This window comes from Thiomicrorhabdus sp. (assembly GCF_963662555.1).
Classification (GTDB): Bacteria; Pseudomonadota; Gammaproteobacteria; order Thiomicrospirales; family Thiomicrospiraceae; genus Thiomicrorhabdus.
The window spans coordinates 2,346,805-2,366,951 of the sequence record NZ_OY759719.1; the positions used below are offsets into that span (position 1 = coordinate 2,346,805).

At 36.8% G+C, this 20,147-nt stretch carries 16 protein-coding genes; 6 read left to right on the top strand and 10 right to left on the bottom strand.

The window, feature by feature from the left end:
* Nucleotide 1: 1 nt before the first annotated feature.
* The 3 genes from ACORJQ_RS10605 to fnr all read right to left on the bottom strand — a co-directional run bounded on the left by ACORJQ_RS10605 (nucleotide 2) and on the right by fnr (nucleotide 2,051).
* Nucleotides 2-325 carry a hypothetical protein gene (locus ACORJQ_RS10605; protein WP_321324365.1) on the bottom strand — a complete coding sequence of 108 codons (324 nt, stop codon included), beginning with the start codon at nucleotides 323-325 and terminating at the stop codon, nucleotides 2-4.
* Between the two features lie 93 nt (nucleotides 326-418).
* Nucleotides 419-955, bottom strand: coding sequence for a peptidoglycan-associated lipoprotein Pal (gene pal, locus ACORJQ_RS10610; protein ID WP_321324366.1), 537 nt, complete (start codon nucleotides 953-955; stop codon nucleotides 419-421).
* A gap of 352 nt (nucleotides 956-1,307) precedes the next feature.
* Nucleotides 1,308-2,051 carry a fumarate/nitrate reduction transcriptional regulator Fnr gene (gene fnr / locus ACORJQ_RS10615; protein ID WP_321324367.1) on the bottom strand — a complete coding sequence of 248 codons (744 nt, stop codon included), beginning with the start codon at nucleotides 2,049-2,051 and terminating at the stop codon, nucleotides 1,308-1,310.
* Between the two features lie 580 nt (nucleotides 2,052-2,631).
* Here fnr and ACORJQ_RS10620 point away from each other — a divergent pair.
* Entirely contained in the window at nucleotides 2,632-3,825 is a 1,194-nt protein-coding gene (locus ACORJQ_RS10620; RefSeq protein WP_321324369.1) for a PfkB family carbohydrate kinase, read from the top strand.
* A 147-nt stretch (nucleotides 3,826-3,972) separates the two neighbouring features.
* Here the strand turns inward: ACORJQ_RS10620 and rlmB are convergent, their stop codons facing one another.
* From rlmB to ACORJQ_RS10635, 3 genes are all read right to left on the bottom strand, one after another.
* Nucleotides 3,973-4,716: a 23S rRNA (guanosine(2251)-2'-O)-methyltransferase RlmB gene (gene rlmB, locus ACORJQ_RS10625; protein WP_321324370.1), complete on the bottom strand. Its 744-nt coding sequence runs from the start codon at nucleotides 4,714-4,716 to the stop codon at nucleotides 3,973-3,975.
* Complete coding sequence (gene rnr / locus ACORJQ_RS10630) at nucleotides 4,716-7,046, bottom strand: ribonuclease R (protein ID WP_321324372.1); 2,331 nt, start codon at nucleotides 7,044-7,046, stop codon at nucleotides 4,716-4,718. The genes rlmB and rnr overlap by 1 nt, the downstream gene beginning before the upstream one ends.
* A 118-nt stretch (nucleotides 7,047-7,164) precedes the next feature.
* On the bottom strand, nucleotides 7,165-8,577 hold the full coding sequence (locus tag ACORJQ_RS10635; RefSeq protein WP_321324374.1) for a dihydrolipoyl dehydrogenase: 1,413 nt from the start codon (nucleotides 8,575-8,577) through the stop codon (nucleotides 7,165-7,167).
* Between the two features lie 480 nt (nucleotides 8,578-9,057).
* On the opposite strand from ACORJQ_RS10635, the gene ACORJQ_RS10640 reads away from it, so the two are divergent.
* A complete protein-coding gene (locus ACORJQ_RS10640; RefSeq protein ID WP_321324376.1) occupies nucleotides 9,058-10,332 on the top strand; it encodes an MltF family protein in 1,275 nt (424 codons plus the stop codon).
* Between the two features lie 48 nt (nucleotides 10,333-10,380).
* On the opposite strand, the gene thiI is transcribed toward ACORJQ_RS10640, so the two are convergent.
* Nucleotides 10,381-11,823 carry a tRNA uracil 4-sulfurtransferase ThiI gene (thiI, locus tag ACORJQ_RS10645; RefSeq protein WP_321324377.1) on the bottom strand — a complete coding sequence of 481 codons (1,443 nt, stop codon included), beginning with the start codon at nucleotides 11,821-11,823 and terminating at the stop codon, nucleotides 10,381-10,383.
* Nucleotides 11,824-12,155: 332 nt separating this feature from the next.
* On the opposite strand from thiI, the gene ACORJQ_RS10650 reads away from it, so the two are divergent.
* From ACORJQ_RS10650 to panD, 4 genes are all read left to right on the top strand, one after another.
* The gene (locus tag ACORJQ_RS10650) at nucleotides 12,156-13,127 is read left to right on the top strand and encodes a class 1 fructose-bisphosphatase (protein WP_321324379.1); all 972 of its coding nucleotides are present in this window, start codon (nucleotides 12,156-12,158) and stop codon (nucleotides 13,125-13,127) included.
* A gap of 206 nt (nucleotides 13,128-13,333) precedes the next feature.
* Nucleotides 13,334-13,861 carry an inorganic diphosphatase gene (gene ppa / locus ACORJQ_RS10655; protein ID WP_321324381.1) on the top strand — a complete coding sequence of 176 codons (528 nt, stop codon included), beginning with the start codon at nucleotides 13,334-13,336 and terminating at the stop codon, nucleotides 13,859-13,861.
* Between the two features lie 194 nt (nucleotides 13,862-14,055).
* Nucleotides 14,056-16,845, top strand: coding sequence for a phosphoenolpyruvate carboxylase (ppc, locus tag ACORJQ_RS10660; protein WP_321324383.1), 2,790 nt, complete (start codon nucleotides 14,056-14,058; stop codon nucleotides 16,843-16,845).
* Nucleotides 16,846-17,073: 228 nt separating this feature from the next.
* Entirely contained in the window at nucleotides 17,074-17,472 is a 399-nt protein-coding gene (gene panD / locus ACORJQ_RS10665) for an aspartate 1-decarboxylase (protein WP_321324385.1), read from the top strand.
* Between the two features lie 116 nt (nucleotides 17,473-17,588).
* Here panD and ACORJQ_RS10670 read toward each other — a convergent pair whose 3' ends face one another.
* The 3 genes from ACORJQ_RS10670 to panC all read right to left on the bottom strand — a co-directional run bounded on the left by ACORJQ_RS10670 (nucleotide 17,589) and on the right by panC (nucleotide 20,050).
* A complete protein-coding gene (locus tag ACORJQ_RS10670; RefSeq protein ID WP_321324387.1) occupies nucleotides 17,589-18,338 on the bottom strand; it encodes an OmpA/MotB family protein in 750 nt (249 codons plus the stop codon).
* A complete protein-coding gene (locus tag ACORJQ_RS10675) occupies nucleotides 18,322-19,095 on the bottom strand; it encodes a motility protein A (RefSeq protein ID WP_321324389.1) in 774 nt (257 codons plus the stop codon). Before ACORJQ_RS10675 ends, ACORJQ_RS10670 begins: the two co-directional genes overlap by 17 nt.
* A 94-nt stretch (nucleotides 19,096-19,189) precedes the next feature.
* Entirely contained in the window at nucleotides 19,190-20,050 is an 861-nt protein-coding gene (gene panC, locus ACORJQ_RS10680) for a pantoate--beta-alanine ligase (RefSeq protein ID WP_321324391.1), read from the bottom strand.
* Between the last annotated feature and the right edge of the window lie 97 nt (nucleotides 20,051-20,147).

Below are 20,147 nucleotides of genomic sequence, written 5' to 3' on the forward strand. Positions count from 1 at the left end.
TCTAAAGCCGTATTATTTTGTGGGGCGATTCCGTTGTAATCGTTAATTCAAATTCTTCCAGGCCTGGTAAACAAACAATAAGGCTCTCAGTTGTTTGCTGGCATTTTTGTGTAATTTCTTCACTGTTAATGAAAACCGATACTAGTTTTAACTGCTCACCATCCAAACTCAGTTGCGTCTGCTTTGATGAATTAATTATTTTCATAGAATTCGTTACAACCGTTGCTGTCGGCTGTAAATCAAAAGTTAAATAACTTGATTGAATCTCAAGTTTAGGTGCTTGGTAATCAGATAAATAGTGAACTAGTGGGGTATCATTTTTCATAGGTAAACTCGGTAATTTTAAACAAAAAAGCCTCCCTGTCATTATGACAGGAAGGCTTTAAAAAAACAGTTAGCTACTAAACTAAATTTTCAATTAATAAGAAAACTCAGCTCTACGGTTTTTAGCCCATGCAGCCTCGTTATGTCCCTCATCAACTGGGTTGTCTTCACCGAAACTAATAACATTAATACGGCTTGGACTAACACCTTCTGCAACTAAAGCGTTTTGTACCGCTTGTGCACGACGCTCACCTAACGCTAGGTTATATTCACGAGTACCACGTTCATCACAGTAACCTTTGATTGTTACAGATGCGTCTTGCTCAAGATTAAGATAATCAGCATTAGCTTTAATTAACTCATAATCTGAAGGACGAATTTCAGATCGATCAAAATCAAAATGAATTACTTTGCCGTTAATCATCGCTTGCAACTCAGCTTTTTTAGCAGCCAAATCAGCAGCAGCCTGTTCAGCTGCTGCACGTTTAGCAGCTTCAATATCTGTATCAACTTGAGCAACAGCAACCTCTTTACTGTCATCTGAATCATTTTTTGGTGTAGAACTACAACCAACTAAGGCAAATCCTAAAAAACCAACTAAAAATAACTGTGAAATACTTTTTAAAGACATCGTTTTATTCCTAAATTTATAAGTAAATGGATAGTATTAATATACCGAACTTAATGGCAAAAGACCATTAAAAAAGTAAAAATTTAACAAATCAAACTATTAATTAAAAATAAATACTTTTTCTGAAAGAAAATTGAAAGGAATATTAATAAGGAGTGTTAGATAACGTTTTCAGCAAAGGCTAAAAAGACCCCGACCGAAAGGCCGGGTAAGCGGGCTACATTATGAAAAACGTAAATCCAATTACAACGTTTTCATAATTTTATTAGACCATAACTGAGCTTGAATCAAATTGATTGAAATCAATAAAAAACCATATAAATACTAAGTATTCATTTTAATTTATAAAGATTTAACCAACTTCTTTACAAACATCGCAACTACTAATACCAGCCAAGCTTTTTAATGCCGCTTCATTATAAATAATTACTTCTTTTTTCTTCCAGCTAACAATACGTTCTGTATTCAGCTTAGCTAATATTCGAGACACTGTTTCAGGCGTTAGTCCTAAGTACAATGCAACGTCTCGATGCAAAATGCTTAATCGAAATTCATCATAAGCATACCCTCTGCTTCTGTAGCGTTCTGCCATATTCCAAATAAATTGTGCTACACGCTGATCTGCATTCCTCTTGATTAATAACTCAGAATGTAAACGCCCATCTTGCATTTTTTTACTCATAACGGTCATAATTTGATGATTAAGATTTGGTATCTTCATCGATAAATCACTTAATTCTTCATAGGGTAGATTGCACACACTTGTACTATCCAAAGCAACCGCATTGTATAAATAATGCTGATCAACAAGGCCATCAAACCCAACGACATCGCCGGGTAAATAAAAACCATGAACAATTTCTTCGCCTGAATCAGAGTATGAATATAATTTAAGAACTCCTGCACGAATGGCATAAATAGAGTGAAATTTCTGCCCAGCTTCATAGAGAAGCTGGTTCTTTTTTAAAGGGGACTTTCTCTCAACAATATCATCAAGACGATCAACATCTGATTTTTGTAATCCTGTAGGAAAGCATATTTTTTGTAGCCCGCAATTTAAACAACTTGCGTTAAACGCTGATTTGACTTGATTCATAGTAGCCCTAATGAATTATCATTTGATTGGTTTTTTTGGTTTTATATTATTTTTATTGTTCTATTTTTTTGATTGTATCGTTTTTAATCTTTTTGTCATCTTTTAGCGAATATTTTTTCTTCTTTTTGTGCTTATGAACACATAAAGTTATTTAATATTTGGGATTTTTTAATCAAAAAATCATTCTGCTTATTTTTTAAGCAGTTTAATGTTTTTTGGCTAATTTAAAGCACTTAAGGCATTTTTATTAACTTTACACACAAAGTTATCCACAGGTTTTGTGGAAAAGAAAACAAATTATAACAGTCTATAAAATAACTCCATAAGGACACCCTATACCTCTTTATTTACAAGGTGTTACAACATAAACATAAAACTAGTTTTAACTATCGAAAACTAAATCAACATAAAGCATTGTCAAGCTTTTTTTAATTTTATTCACCTTTATACAAAAATCACAAGATCTACACAGTTTGTATACCTATGTTAAAATTCTTTGCAATTTTCTATGGTGCTTTGAAGATTCTTAAACAAAACCTTTAAATCACTACATTCATTAAAAAAATTTGGAAAGCATGACATGTCAAAAATTTTAGGCATCGGAAATTCAGTTTTAGATATCATCTTAACCGTTGACCACCACCCCCAAGAAGATGAAGAGTTACGAGCAAGCAATAAACAAATCTCTACTGGTGGCAATGTTAACAATTCTTTATACGTGCTTAATCAGCTAGGTCACCAAACCGACATTTGCACTACCATTGCAGCAGATAGTGAATCTAAACAACTTTTGTCAGGCCTTGCAGAACGTAACATTTCTACTGAGCATGTTCAAAAATTTATAAAAGGTAGAACGCCAACCTCTTTTGTGACGTTAAATGCAGAAAACGGTCATAGAACCATTGTTCATTTTCGTGATCTGCCTGAAATCAGCTTTGACTTTTTTGCCAAAATAGAAATAGAGGAATATGACTGGTTACATTTTGAAGGCCGTAATATGGCTCAACTACCAGGCATGGTTAATATTGCTAAAACGTTTTTAACCTATCAGCCAATTTCTCTTGAAGTTGAAAAACCTAGAGAAGGTATCGAAACCTTATTTAACAGCGTTAACCTAATCATATTTTCACATCATTATGCTAAAGCGAAAGGATTTGCAAATGGTAAAGAACTACTAGAAAGCCTTGACCTACCAAATGCTAATCTTGTTTGTACTTGGGGAGAAGATGGCGTTTGGTTGAAAGCGCCTGGAGGCTCTATTGAACATGTTGAAGCCGAGCAAGTTAATCCTGTAATTGATACTTTAGGCGCTGGAGATACATTCAATGCTGGCTTAATTCACGCTTTAACAGAAAAACAACCACTTGCTGATGCCGTTAGTTATGCCAGTAAACTTGCTGCCAAAAAATGCCTGCAACCAGGCTTAGATAATTTATTGAAGGCAAATGAGGCGAATAAAGCTTTAGCCAACATTAAACAATTAAGCAATGCTAAAACAACTATTGTGAACGATGCTTCTGGCCGATCATTGGTATTAATTAAATATGAAGATGGTGTGCGTTGCTTTTTGAATAATTGCCCACATCAAGATGTACCTTTAAATGAAGCTTACAAAATTGATGTAAATCCTTTTGAGAAAACCATGAAATGCTCAGTACATGATGCCTATTTTAATATTGAGGATGGTTTATGTATTGAGGGACCGTGTTGGGACGAGTCTCTGACATCAATTGCTATCAAGTTAGATGAAAACGGTGATATTTTCCTGGCTTAAACAACATATTGTTTAAAACATATCCTACAAAAGCAAAAAGCCAATTTACCAGGCCTGGCATGTCCTATGGCCATCTATGACGTGTGAGCATAGGGTAAATTGGCTTTTTAAATACTAATAAAATAAAAATATGTAATTAATTTGCTATTAGGATTTTGCTTTTATAGCTCTTTGTCTAAACGCTTCATAAACGGTTACACCTGTTGCAACAGAAACATTTAAACTTTCAACAACACCTACCATTGGAATAGCCGCCAAATGGTCACAGGCTTCACGGGTTAAACGACGTAAACCACTGCCTTCCGTTCCCATTACTATACCAATTGAACCGGTTAAATCATGGTCGTAGATTGTTTGCTCAGTTTCTCCAGCCAAACCAATCATCCACATACCTTCTTGCTGCATCTCTTTCATGGTTCTAACTAAGTTAGACACAACAATCAATTTAACATTATCAGCGGCACCAGAAGCCACCTTACGAACTGCTGGGTTCATTCCAACAGAATTATGCTTAGGAATAATGACCGCATTAACTCCTACCGCATCTGCTGTTCGTAAAATAGCACCTAGATTATGAGGGTCTTGCACTTCATCTAGAAAAACAAAAAGTGGATTAGAGGTTTCTTCAATCAGTTTTTTTAGATCAGATTCTACTAAATCAGCTTGCTTGGCAACGGTTGCCATAACACCTTGATGATTTCCATCAATCTTATTAAAAGCAGATTTACTCACAAGCTCTATATTTAAACCAACTCTTTTAGCTTGGTCATATAAAGCTTGTTGGCGATTATTTAATCGTCCTTTCAAAAAACTCAGGTTATATACAGATTGCGGTGATTGTTTAATAAACTTTTCAATCGCATGTAAACCATAAATGACTTCTTGCTTCATTAGTCAGCCTTTGGCTTTGAACCAGAGCGTTTCTTTTTACGGTAGAAACGTTTTTTACGACCTGGTTTTTTCTCTTCTTCACCTTGTGATTCAGCAGAGTCATCACCATTAGCATCAGTCATTTCTGGTTCAACATGTTCCGTGAGGCTTTCAATAAAACGTAAATCAACTTTACGATCATCTAAATTCACCTGAGCCACTTGTACTTTAATACGATCACCTAAACGATATGTTTTCCCTGTACGCTCACCTTTCAAACAATGACGAGCATTATCGTAATGGAAATAGTCTTCACCTAGCTCTGTAATATGAACCAAACCTTCAACATATAAAGGTTGCAGTTCAACAAACAAACCAAAGTTAGTCGCCGCAGAAACCACTGCTTCATATTCACCGCCAATACGATGAGATAAGAATTCACACTTCAAGAAAGTCACGGCATCACGAGTTGCTTCATCTGCACGTCTTTCTGTATCAGAACAGTGCTGCCCTAAATCAGCCATTTGGTTTTCAGTGTAATCAAATTTCTCAACCCCTTCTTTGCTCCACACGTGACGAATTGCACGGTGAATCAATAAGTCTGGGTAACGACGTATAGGAGAAGTAAAGTGAGCGTAATGTTCGTAATTCAACCCAAAGTGCCCTTTGTTTTCTGGTTGATAAACGGCTTGACTCATACTTCTTAAAAGAACGGTTTGCACTAAATGTTCGTGAGGTTCACCAGCAACTTTAGCTGAAACTGCAGCATAATCATGTGCAGTAGGCTCATCACCACCTTCCAACGTTAAACCAAAGTCTGATAAGAAAGTTCTTAAGTTTTTAAGACGTTCTTCCATTGGTTTTTCGTGAACACGATAAAGTATTGGCATTTTATGCCACTTTAGGTAACGTGCAGTTGCAACGTTAGCCATTAACATACACTCTTCAATTAATTTATGAGCATCATTACGAGTGACAGGAACGATTTCTTGAATCTTACGTTCTTCATCAAATACCATACGTGTTTCAGTAGTTTCAAACTCTAAAGCACCACGTTCAGCACGAGCAACTTTTAATACTTTATATAGATCATGCAGATCATGCAGTAAAGGAACTTGCTCTTTAAACTCTTCACGGTATTCACTGTCTTCATTCGTTAAGATATCGTTCACTTGCGTGTACGTTAAACGTGCTTTTGAATTCATCACTGCTTGATAAAACTGACTACGTTCTAGCTTGCCATCTTCGGTAAGTGATAAATCTGCAACCATACACAATCGGTCAACTTTAGGATTTAACGAACACAACCCATCAGATAACTTAGACGGCAACATTGGTACAACTCGTTGCGGGAAGTAAACTGAATTACCACGTTTAAAAGCTTCTTTATCAAGCTCTGTACCTGGCTTAACATAATGTGAAACATCAGCAATCGCAACCACTAAACGCCAACCGTTTTTACGACGTTTTGCAAAAACAGCATCATCAAAATCTTTAGTATCAGCACCATCAATAGTCACTAACTGAAGAGCACGTAAATCTTTACGATCTTCAAGATCCGTTTCGGTTACTTCATCAGGAATATTTGCTAGTTCAGCTTCAAGCTCTTCAGACCACTCATTAGGGATACCATAAGCGTGAATAGCAGAATCAATTTCCATTCCTGCCGCCATGTAATCGCCAACAACTTCTACAATTTTACCGATTGGCCCAGAACGTACAGATGGCTGGTGGATAATTTCAACTAAAACAATCTGCTCTTCTTTAGCTTCAAGTAACCCGTCATTAGGAATGAAGATATCTTGAGTAATGCGATTATTGTTTGGACGAACCCAAGATAAACCATCTTCAAAATTTAAACGACCCAACACTTGTTTAGTGTTATGTTCGGTAATTTCAATAATCGCACCTTCTTGACGACCACGACGATCTTCACCAATCACCGATGCAATCACGATATCGCCATGCAATACTTTATGCATCTCTTTCTCAGAAAGGAATAGGTCTTTACCACCTTCTTCAGGCACTAAAAATCCGTAACCATCTGGGTGGCCCAAAACACGACCTTTGATTAAGTCCATTTTCTTTAAAAGACCAAAAGCACCACGACGGTTACGAATTAGTTGACCATCACGCACCATTGCTTTCATACGGCGTGAAAGAGCTTCAAAACGCTCTTCATCATCTTCATCAACATCTACTGCTTTAGCAACTTGAAAAAGTCTTAAAGGCTTTTGAGCCTCTTCTAAAACTTCTAAAATAAACTCTCTACTAGGAATTGGGTTTTCATACTTCTCAGCTTCACGCTGTGCATGTGGATCCTGTTGACCCGATGTATTTTCTTTGCTCACGAATACCATCTAAAAATTGAAAACGCTCCACCTAATGACTTAAAACTCCACAAAGTGATTAGATTTAGAGCGTTATATTAAAAAAACTCGCAGTATTATAACAAATAGTTAGTCAAGTTTATTGCATTACTGTTAACTCTGCTTTAATTACTCTTTCACCCTCTGAATATAAGGCTTTGTAAAGTAGATATAATGCCGATTGAATCGCCTCTTCTAATACTGGGTGATAAAATGGCATTTTTATTAACTCTAAAACCGTCATTTCTTGCTCAACAGCCCAGGCTAGTAAATGAGTAAAATGCTCAGCATGAGGCATAAATATTTCACCACCAATTAACTGCTTGGTCTCCTTATCTCCATACAATGAAATCACCCCATGGTCTTCAGCCATAACAATCGCTCTGCCATTATTTTTTTCTAGGTTAAAGTTCACCACTTCTACTTTTTGCAAATCTAAGTCACGATAACTTTGACCAAAAAAACCAATATCTGGGTCTGTAAACGCAATACCTAATGGTGTTTTTCGTTTGTAAGCGGTAACACTTGGAAAATCCATTGCATTAAGACTAGCAATTTTTCCCTCATGCCCAGCTTCATGCAAAATAGGTCTAAAGACGTTTACATCGCCCGCAATAAAGATGGGTTTATCTTCAATCTGCATAGTGTTTACGTTAAATGAGGGCATCCCTCTTTCATCCAATTTAACTCCGGCTTTTTCAAGTTGAATTCCATCGATATTTGGTCTTCTTCCAAGAGCAGCTAATACCACATCTACCTCAAAACTCTCTTTTTCAACACTAACCTTTACGCCTGTTTCTGCATTCTCTAATCTAGCCGCTGCACCAAGATAAACTGGAAATTCTTTAGAGAACATTTCAGTGGCTTTTTCAATCACCACAGGTGAAGATAAACCACCAACAGTATGTTGCATTTCAAAACCAATTACCTCAACACCTAAACGAGACAATGCTTGCCCAAGCTCTAAGCCAATAATACCTAAACCAATGACGGCGATGCGCTTTGGTAAGTCGGTTAATTCAAAAATTTCATCACTGGTTAATAACTTTTCACCAAGCTCTAACCATGGTGCAGGCACTACTGGACGAGAACCTGTAGCAATAATAATTTTTTCGGCTTCTATAACCTCTCCATTTACTTCCAACTGATTTTCACCAACAAACTTTGCATACCCTTCAATAAATTGCTCAGGTTTTAAAGTTTCTGTTGTACCAGCTTTAACGCCACTGGTAAATCGGTCTCGCAACAGCCTTACTCTTTGCAGTACTTTTACATTATCAACCTCAAGAGATTCACCGCCTTCGAGGCCAAATTGGCTTAATAGATGTTTTTTAAAATTCAAATTAGCGGACTGAATCATTGCTTTTGAAGGCATACACCCTACTCGTGCACAGGTTGTACCTAGATGGCCACCATTAATAATGACAAAATCATCTGTCTGTTTTCTAATAATCCCTAATGCAGTTAAACCTGACGTTCCTGCACCTAAAATGGCATATTTAACTTTTCGCATTAAGCACTCCTTTTAATTTGTATTTATTACTACTACCAATTCTAGCCTTTTTAATTGAAATATTGGGTTTTAAACAGCCTTATTTTTTTCAATTTTTCTTTCTTAAACAGGAGGTTTAACCTGACCTATATCGTGATTTATAGAATACCTAATTTTTTTTGGTTTTATTCGCAGTACAACTCAACTAGAATAACCATTCACAAACCTTAATGGGGCAGACTTTTGCAAAGGTCAACATTCAGTTTATTTACGACAAACCGATTCCTGATAACCCTTATCGGTTTAACACTGTTTGTTAGCTTAAAATGCAACGCTAGTATAATTACAAACCCCAAAAGCATTACTGAACGCATTAACCAACCATTTATTGGCGATCTAGACAAAATCAGAGAACGAAGAATCTTAAGGGTTTTGGTTAGTTACAATAGAACAAATTTCTTTCACACTTTACGTGGAGATAGAGGTCTTGAACATGACCTAATGAAAGAATTTGAAAAGTATCTTAATCGAGGGCCTCGTAAAGAGCGTTATCGAACTCACATTGTGTTTTTAGCCCACCCTTTTGACCAGCTAGTACCCGACTTAAAAGCAGGCTATGGTGATATAGTCGCGGCAGGTTTGACGGTCACCCCTGAGAGAGAGAGTTATGTTGACTTTACCAGGCCGTACATTACAGACATAAGCGAAATTTTAATATCCAACAAAAACAACCCCGCTCCAAAAACACTTCAAGAACTTTCAGGTAAACAAATTGTTGTAGTTGGCAATAGTAGTTACATCATACATATACAACGATTAAACCAAGAGCTTGGACGACTTGGATTACCAGCTATTGAAATAGTGACCGCAGACCCTCTTTTAGAGGCAGAAGATATTCTTGAAATGGTTAATGCCGGAATATTTGATTACACCGTTGTTGATGATCATATCGCTGAAATATATCAAAACGTTTTTCCTAACATTCGATTACAAAAAGATTTTGCCTTTCACTATGGTGGGAATATCGCCTGGGCTATAAACCAAAACCTTCCTGAACTTAAACAGACACTTAACGACTTTATTACCAAATATGCCAGGCCTGGTAAATTTTTAGGAAACAGCCTTTATAAAAAATATTTTAAAAACCCTTATTGGGTTAAGCAACCACTCTCTTTAAATGCTTTAGATGAAACGCCCTGCTTGCAATATTATTTTGAAAAATATGCCGTATTTTTTGATTTTGATTGGTATCTAATTGCATCACAAGCTTTTCAGGAATCAGGCTTTAAACAAGATTTAAGAAGCCGTGCCAATGCGATAGGCATTATGCAAATAAAACCGTCTACAGCTCGATCAAAAATCGTCAATGTGCCCAATATTAATAATCTAGAAAATAACATTCTGGCTGGTGTTAAATACCTAGCATTTATTAGAGACTATTACTTTAGTAAACCTGAATATTCTAAAGAAGACCGTATCAACTTCACTTTAGCTGCCTATAACGCTGGGCCTGGTCGTATTCGTAAACTACAACGCATGACAAAAGCCAAAGGCTTAAACCCTTATAAATGGCATTACAATGTTGAAGTACTTGCAAGACAAGAGATTGGTCAAGAAACGGTTAACTATGTAACCAAAATTCAAAAAACCAAGATAGCCTTAAAACTGGCTAAAGAATTGGCGATTCAAAAACATCAATTCAAAGAAGAGACGCTTGAAGAACATCAAGATTCTCAGACTGACAATGACCTGCCTCAAGAACCTTCGGGCAATTAATAATACAACTCGTTAATCTAAAGAAATAAAGAGGAATTCAAAACCTTCTTAACTTACCAAAGGACGATAAACCTTAACATTTTCAAAGCCGGCATCTCTTAAATACTGTGCATGTAACTGGCTCATTACCCCTTTATCACAATACAAAACATACTCTTTAGACTGATCTAAGTTTTTAAAAGTTCGATTTAATTCGTTAAATGGAATATTGGTATTTTCAATGGACAGTGGCGAATGACTTGCTTCTGTTTGACGCCTAATATCAATCACTATCGCATCATCAGGTGAATTAACAACCTCAACAGGTGCAGCAGCATTCACATCCTCAATAATCTTATCAACCGCAATACTAACGGATCTTTCTACAGCCGTTTCCAAAACATCATAGTTAAACCTGCCAGCCTCTCTTTCCATCCTAGAAAAAGAAGCATTCGTCACTGGATTTTTAGAGATTACGCCACAATACTCTGGCATATTTTCAGCAAACTCACGAGTGCCAATTTTATCTGCTATGTCAATAATTTCAGGCTTATTCATTGTCGCAAGAGGTCTTAAAATCAATTTATTAGAAACCTCATCAATAACCGCTAGATTACGTAAAGTTTGACTACTTACCTGAGCCACGCTTTCTCCAGTAACAAGTGCATCAATCCCCATTGCATCCGCTACTTTTTCTGAAGCCATAATCATCAATCTTTTTAGAGTTACCCCCATATAACTCTCGTGAGTTGATCTAAAGATTTCTTCTATTACCTCTTCAAATGGCACAGAAATAAATTGAACACGATGAGAAGCTCCAAATTGACTCCATAAATAGAGTGCAACTTGCTTAACCCCAACTTCATGAGCTGCCCCACCTAAATTAAAAAAGACAAAATGGGTTTTAATTCCACGCTTCATGGTTAAAAAGCTTGCTACCGTAGAGTCAAAACCACCAGACATTAGAGATAAAACATCTCCTTGTGTACCTATTGGAAAGCCAGCCAAGCCAGATTGTCTTTTAGTAATCACACTCAAAATATTTTGATTGAGCTCAAATTCAACCTTAACTTCTGGATTGCGTAAATCAACACCCTTTGGATTCCCCTTATTAAAAAGATAAGAACCAACATAACGCTCAATTTCAAAAGAAGTTATTTGATGTTCGCCACTGCGTTTTGCTCGGACCACAAAAGTTTTACCGTCAATCAAAGCTATTTTATGCTTAGCAACGATCTCAGCAATGGCTTCTAAATCCTCTCCTGTTTCATATTGAATGACTTCCAAAAACTGCTCAACACCTGGTGTTTGTTTTAAAATTCTTCGCACAGCATCTACATGCTGTTCAACAACCTGAACTTCTATCTTGTCAAAGAAACGTTTAATTTCAATTTCTTTATCCACTCTGTACAGAAGCGTTCTCAAATTATCCGTAAGCATATTAATCATGCGTTTTTTAACAGGGCCACCCTTAATCATGATTTCTGGAAATAACTTAACAATAAACTTCATCTTTAACTCTTTCTTTAACACTTTTTATAAAATTACCAGGCCTGGTAATTTTATTAATTTAAATTTTAAATTTGTTTGACACTGCTTTTTAAATGTAATTTTGGATAAACCAGCTTTAAACATAAAAGTGCCATGAATGCTCATATTGTACAACACTAACCATCTCTAATCTTAAGAGGATGTCAGCTCACAACGCTTTAGAAAAATGACTAGAGACTTCAATAAAACCCCTACCATAATAGATGAATTTTGATATTCAATTGATAAATATGACTTGTGCATGTTAAAATTCTTAAAGTTTACTATTTCAATTTAAAACAGAGAGACCCTCGATGAAAAGATTAGATCAAGTACTAGCTGCTGATGGTGTAAATGCTGAATTAGAGCTTGTTATCAAAGACGTAATGGTTGCATGTAAAGACATCGCATACAAACTAGGTCAAGGTGAGTTAGCTGGTATTTTAGGAGCAACTGAAGACGAAAACGTACAAGGTGAAACACAAAAGATGTTAGATGTTATCTCTAACGATCTTCTTAAAGACATCTTAGTTGCTAACCCATATGTTCGTGGTGTTGGTTCTGAAGAAGAAGACTACACCATCGCTGCTAACGCAGATGGTAAATACCTTGTTACTTTTGACCCATTAGACGGTTCTTCAAACATCGACGTTAACCTTTCTGTTGGTACTATCTTTTCAGTTTTAGAAGCTCAAGATAATACTCCAGGTGACAACCAAGAAGTATTCTTACAGAATGGTCGTAAGCAAGTAGCTGCTGGTTATGTTCTTTACGGACCATCTTCTTTGTTAGTAATGACAACAGGCAAAGGTGTTAACTTATTCACTTTAGATACAAACATTGGTGAATTCGTTCTAACTAAAGAAGCATTAGAAATCCCTGAAGATACTGCTGAATTTGCTATCAACATGTCTAACCAGCGTTTCTGGGAACCTGAAATGAAGCAGTATATTGATGACTGTTTACAGGGTGAAGAAGGTCCTTTAGGTAAGCGTTACAACATGCGTTGGGTTGCTTCTATGGTTGCAGAAGTTCACCGTATTCTTATCCGTGGTGGTATCTTCATGTACCCATACGACAGCCGCGATCCGTCAAAAGCTGGTAAACTTCGTCTAATGTACGAAGGTAACCCAATGTCTATGATTGTTGAACAAGCTGGTGGTGCATCTTCAACAGGTCGTATGGACATTATGGATGTTCAACCTGAAGGTATTCATGACCGTGTACCAGTTGTACTTGGTTCTAAAAATGAAGTGGCTAAAGTTGTGGCTTACCACAATAAATAAGCTTATTTAGCTTATTAAGCCTCAAACACCCGCAAAAGTTAACCACGAAGACACGAAGTTTTTGTTGTCTAAACGGAAAATTAATGCGGGTGTTTTGCGTTATAAAAACGATAAAATTCACTCTATATAAAGCACCACTGACCGATTCACGCCTTTCTTTATTCGTGTCTTCGTGTCTTCGTGGTAAAGACAAAAGGAAATAAAACATGGGATATTCAGCAGTTCCTGCCGGTAAAGACGTTCCTAATGACGTAAACGTTATTATTGAAATTCCTGCTTTTGCAGCACCAATTAAATACGAAGTAGATAAAGATACTGACCTTGTATGGGTTGACCGTTTACAAGGTGCAACCATGTCTTACCCAGCTAACTACGGCTACATTAATGACACCCTATCTGACGATGGTGATCCAGTTGACGTTTTAGTTGTGACGCCGCATCCATTAATGGTTGGCTCTGTAATTCGTTGTCGCCCAATCGGAATTTTTAAAATGACGGATGACGGTGGTGAAGACGCAAAAGTGATTGCCGTTCCAGTAGATAAACTAACGCCAATCTACTCTAAAATAGAGAAAGTAGAAGATATTCCTCTTTTAAAAGAGCAAGTTGAACATTTCTTTAGCCACTATAAAGATCTTGAACCAGGTAAATGGGTAAAAGTTGATGGTTGGGGAGATATTGAAGCCGCTCGTGAAGAAATTTTGAATGGTGTAAAAGCTTACCAAGCAAAATAATTTTTCGAACTTTCAACATTGAAACCCTGTCTTTTTAAGCCCTCTTAAAGAGGGCTTTTTGCTTTCCATACCTAAGAATTAACTAAAAACCCCACATAGACCCAAATATACTGGATATTCCCTTCTATCTGCTTAATTCATCAGAAATATCTGCTATAATTCCTACTAATTTTGTTTTAAAACTGAGAGTAAAAATGGCAGCTGATATTCGTGATAAGCAGTTAAGGGCACGTGTTAAACTTCTAGGGATTGTCCTTGGAAAAGTAATCACTTCACAAGTAGGTGAAGATACATATAACTCGATTGAAAAACTTCGTAAAGGTTATATAAGTTTACAAAAAATTGATAATCCAGAATTACGCCAAGAACTTACCGCATTCATTGAGTCTAGAAGTGCAGATGAATTAAATCTAATCATTCGTGCATTTAACTTGTACTTTAGCTTAGTTAACCTAGCTGAAGAAGAACATCACTACCATGAAAGACAAAGCCAGCTAAAATCAGATGGCCCTCTATGGATGGGTTCTGTATTAAATACCGTTGGTGAATTTAAAGAACAAGGCATGGATGCCAATCAAGTTCAAGAACTACTGAACAAACTTCACTATATTCCAGTTTTTACCGCTCACCCTACTGAATCAAAACGCCGTTCAGTTATGGATAATCTAAGAAGAATCTTCTTGGATATCGGTACACTAAATGAAGCGGATGCATACAACAACGAGTATGTAAAAGAATCTCTATATCAACAGCTAGAATCACAAATTCAAGTGCTTTGGCAAACTGACGAAGTACGCCGTCAAAAACCTACTGTCGAAGATGAAATCCGTAACGGTATTTACTATTTCCGTAAATCATTATTTGATGCTGTACCAACCGTTTATCGCTATATGGAGCGTGCCTTATCTAAACACTATCCAGAAGCTGAAATTAAAACACCAAACTTCTTAACCTTTGGTTCTTGGATTGGTGGTGACCGAGATGGTAACCCTTTTGTTACTCACGACACAACAATCAAAGCCCTTCTTCTTCAGTCTCGTGCCGTAATCTATGAATATAAAAAACGTATATTTGATTTAAGTTCTAAGCTTACCCACTCTCGCTATTTATGTAACATTTCACAAGAAATCATTAACCGCTCTACGATTGTGGATGCTGACTTAATTGAAGCCGTTTTCAAAAAACGTCCTGAACGTTTTAAAGATGAACCTTACCGTCGTTTCCTATATTTAATGGAAGGCCGCCTAAGTAAAAACCTTCAATATATAGAAGCCTGGTTAAATGATGAGAAAAAAGACAAATCTTCTTTTGCCTACACCTCAGAAGATGAACTTTTAGAAGATTTAGAGCTCATTTACACTTCATTGTGTAACCATGGCGATGAAAACGTCGCCAATGAAGAGCTACAAGACTTAATTCGTTTAGTGAAAACATTTGGTTTTTACTTAATGCGCTTAGATATTCGTCAAGAATCTAATGTACATAGTGATGCTGTTGCCGACCTTCTTTCTCACCTAGAGATCGACTATAAGAAGTTAAGTGAAACTGAAAAGTTAGACCTGCTCGCTAAGCATGTCGCTTCTGCAACTATTATCGACACTCAACATCTCGAATTAGACAAGATGACCACTGAGGTACTTGAAGTATTTAATGTGATTCGTGAGATGCGTAAAGAGATTAGTCCAAAAGCCTTTAACAACTATGTTATCTCAATGACTCACGAAGCAAGTCATGTTATGGAAGTGTTATTCTTGGCACACCAAGCAGGACTAGCAGGTTACAACTCTGGTAAACCGTATTGCGATATTGAAATTGCACCTCTTTTTGAAACCATAGAAGATCTAGAACAAATCGTACCAGTAACCCAAGCTCTATTTGAAAACGCAACTTATAAAGCACTTCTACAAGCATCTGGTAACCAACAAGAAATTATGTTGGGTTATTCTGATTCAGCGAAAGATGGCGGTAACCTATCTTCAGCATGGAGTTTATACCAAGCTCAACAACAAATTATGAAGTTAGCCGATGCTCACGGCGTTGACTGTCGATTATTCCACGGTCGTGGTGGGACAGTTGGTCGTGGTGGAGGCCCTACTCACTTTGCTATTCTTTCTCAGCCAACAGGTACCGTTCGTGGTTCGATTAAGTTTACCGAACAAGGTGAAGTACTTTCTTATAAATACAGCAATTCAGAAACCGCAATGTATGAATTGTCTTTAGGGGTTACAGGCTTAATGAAAGCCAGTACATGTCTAGTGTCTGACATTAAAGAAGATCATCCTAAATATCTAGAAACGATGAAGACTTTAGCTAAAGATGGTGAACATTGTTTCAGAGAATTAACTGATCACACTAAAGGATTCTTTGAGTTTTTCTATGAAGCGACTCCTGTTACTGAAATTGGTTTACTTAATATTGGATCACGTCCGTCGCACCGTAAAAAAGGCAACCTTTCTAAATCATCAATTCGTGCAATTCCGTGGATTTTTGGATGGGCTCAAGCTCGTCTTACCTTCCCTGCGTGGCAAGGAACAGGATATGCACTTGATAATTGGATAAACCAACATAGTGATGCAGAACTTAAAGAGATGCACGAAAATTGGCCTTTCTTTAGAGCATTATTAAGCAATATTCAGATGGCGTTATTCAAAACCGATTTAACCATTGGTAAAGAGTACAGCAAACTTGGTCAAAACCAAGAAGATGCACAAAAAATCTATAATATGATTTCTGAAGAACATAAACGTGCAGTAAAACGCATTTTAGAAATTACCGGTAATGAATACCTAATGGCCGAAACACCTACAATTGCCCTCTCTCTTAAGAGACGCAACCCATATTTGGTGCCATTAAACAATATTCAAATAGCCCTACTTGCTCGTTACAAAGCCGTAGATGCAACCGATGAAGAACGTGATATTTGGTTAACACCTCTACTTAACAGCATTAATGCTATTGCTGCTGGTATGCGTAATACAGGGTAAATTAATCACATTATTAAGCCTATAAACCCCGTTCTATCCGGGGTTTTTTTATTGCCTCAAATCCGCAAATATATTTGTTTATAGCTCAACAAACTAAACTTAATCATTAGAATTTTGTAAAAAAAACAGTATAATGTCGTGCTAAAAATTAATTTTTCGCAGTTTACTGTTTAACTAGGCTTTAAACTGAGTGATGGTGATCCCATTCTTCGAACTAAAGAGAATCTTATGCAAGTTACACTACTAAAATCGAAATTACATCGTGTTACAACCACTCATGCCGAACTCGATTATGAAGGTTCTTGTGCCATTGATGGGCATCTGTTAGATGTAGCTGGCATTCGTGAGTACGAACAAATTCAAATATATAACGTGAATAATGGCGAACGCTTTACCACATATGCGATTCGTGCTGAAGATAATAGCGGTATCATTTCTGTGAACGGTGCTGCAGCTCATAAAGCTAATCCACAAGACTTATTGATTATTGCTACCTATGCTTCTATGGATGAAGCAGAAGCGGATAACTTTAAGCCGAAGTTAGTCTATTTCAATGAAAAGAATGAGATTACACATACACGTAATACCATCCCAACACAGATGGCAGATGTCTCTAAAGCCAGCTAATATAGCTAGTAGTTTTATTATTCTAAATCTTTTATTTTTCTATATTATTAGATATAACAAAAAACCGACTATAAGTCGGTTTTTTTGTAATCAAACAGCTGCTCTAATCAAATCAACTATTTGGGTCTAAACTTTTCTGGTGTAATTAAGATTTCTACCCGTCTGTTTTTAGCATAATCTTCTTCCGTTGTGCCCGTAGAAACCGGTTGAGTATCTGCCAAACCAATTGCTTGAGCCTGCTCTGGCCTAATCGCATTATCACTGACCAACTGTTCAATAACACTTGCCGCTCTAGCACTTGAAAGCTCCCAATTTGACTTAAAACGACCGCCTGAAATTGGTTGGCTATCAGTATGTCCAACAACCTGTAATGCTACCTTTTCATCCCTAAACTGAAAAAACTTTTTTAACAGCACAATAAAACGTTGTTTTAAATCTGCACTTCCTGGATCAAAGGCTATTTGTTCAGGAAAAACTAATCTGATTTGATTATTTTCTTTGTCATAATTAATTTTAATTTCACTATTTTTGCCCGCTTCCGAATAGGTCTTAATCAAACTTTTATAAAGCGGTTGCAAGTTATCAATGATTGTTTGCTGAGTGATTTTCGGTTCAGGTTTTGGTTGCTGAGTTTTTTTAGATTCCGTATCCATAGAAAGCTGGAGAGATTGAAAAAACTGCTCTTGTTCTGGAGTAAGCTCACTTCCATTACCCAGTGCTTCACTCAAAGATTCAACTACTGCTTTATATTTTGGCACGTCGGCACTAGACATTGCATATAGCAGAACAAACAAAGCCATTAACAGAGACATTAAGTCTGCAAAAGTTGCCAACCAAGCAGGGCCACCTTTAGCCTTCCTCGCCACGATCTTTCACCTTTTTATTCATTTGCAGATAAGGGGCTAATAAGTCACGCATTACTGATGGGTTGTGTCCCTGACCAATGCTATCAATTGCTTCAATAATTAATAGCTCTCTTTCTGATTCATTTTGCACCCAAGACTCAATTTTATCGGCAACAGGCAAAGCAAACAGATTGGCAATCATCGCTCCATAAAGAGTTGTTAACATGGCCACTGCCATTGCTGGTCCAATGGCAGAAGGATCACTTAAGTTAGACAACATTTGTATTAACCCAACCAGAGTCCCTATCATTCCAAATGCTGGTGCAGCATCACCAACAGAGCGAAAAACACCAGCACTCGTCTCTGCTTTCTCTATGAGGAGTTTATTTTTTTCCCTTAATGTCTGTTTAACCAAGTCTAAAGAATAACCATCAACAATCATTCTTACACCTGTTTGATAAAAGTAATTGTTGACTTCGTAACTCTCCATAGCCAACACACCTTTACTTCTGACTATGCGTAACAGGTCTTCGGTAATATCAACCAGTTCATTAAAATCTCTTACTTCTGAAGAGACTTTTAACACACTAAAAGACATGCCTATGGCTTTAAAACTATCAGCCATAGAGTAGCGAATCATGGTCGCGGCAACCGTACCACCCACAACAATCATCATGCCTGGTAGGTTAATAAACATACCAATAGACGAACCCATAGCCATGGCCATGAGAACAATAGCAATACCAGCGACTAAACCAATTAATGTCGAAAAACTCATATATTTAAAATCGCACTTGTTAAATATTTTAATAAAAGGGTAAGAATTGTTAGGTCGTTTTAAATATAACAACTCATCAAACGTATTTTTTGCATTATTTTATTAGCAATATATTGTCCAATAATCGCGTGTTTCCTAATCTAGCAACGCCAAGAATAACTAGGTTTTTATCAAAGGATTTTACAGGCAATAAAGTATCGGCATCACAAACCTGTATATAGTCAACTTGATCAAATCCTTCTGCTAACAAACTCTGACTTGCCGTATTACACAAATCAATAAAAGCGTTATTTCCGGATTGAATTGCAGTAGCGATATCTTGTAATAAAGTTTGCAGTTTAGGGGCAATTTTACGTTGCTCTGCAGACAAGTATTGGTTTCTTGAACTAAGGGCTAATCCGTCTATATCTCGACCAATAGGAGCTGAAATAATGTCAATTGGCAGTGCCAAATCATCCACCATTGCTTTTATAACCACTAGTTGCTGGTAATCTTTTTGGCCAAAAATAGCTTTATCAGGCTGCACCATATTAAATAGTTTACAAACAACGGTTGTAACACCATCAAAATGTCCAGGCCTGGTAGCCCCCTCTAACAGGCCTGTCAAATCGGTTGGCACATGAACACTAGTTTGATTAATTCCTTTTGGATATATTTCATCCACACTCGGATAAAAAACCGCATCAACCTGCATATCAGCCAATTTTTTTTGGTCAGACTCAAACGTTCTAGGATAAGTTGCAAAGTCTTCATTAGGCCCAAATTGCATTGGGTTTACAAAAATACTCACCACGACCTTGTCGCACTTCTGTTGAGCCATTTTAACCAAGCTAAGATGACCATTATGCAAATTCCCCATAGTCGGTACAAAGCCAATGGAATAACCTAATTTTTTCCATTCTGATACCTGAACTCGTAGTGGCTTAACTTGTTCTAAGATTTGCATACAATTCATTACTCCAGTTAGCTTGATAAATAAAATTCACTAAACGATATTTATAAAGTGATACTAAAAACGATAGATTTGAAATTTGAATTGAGGCTAAAAAGAA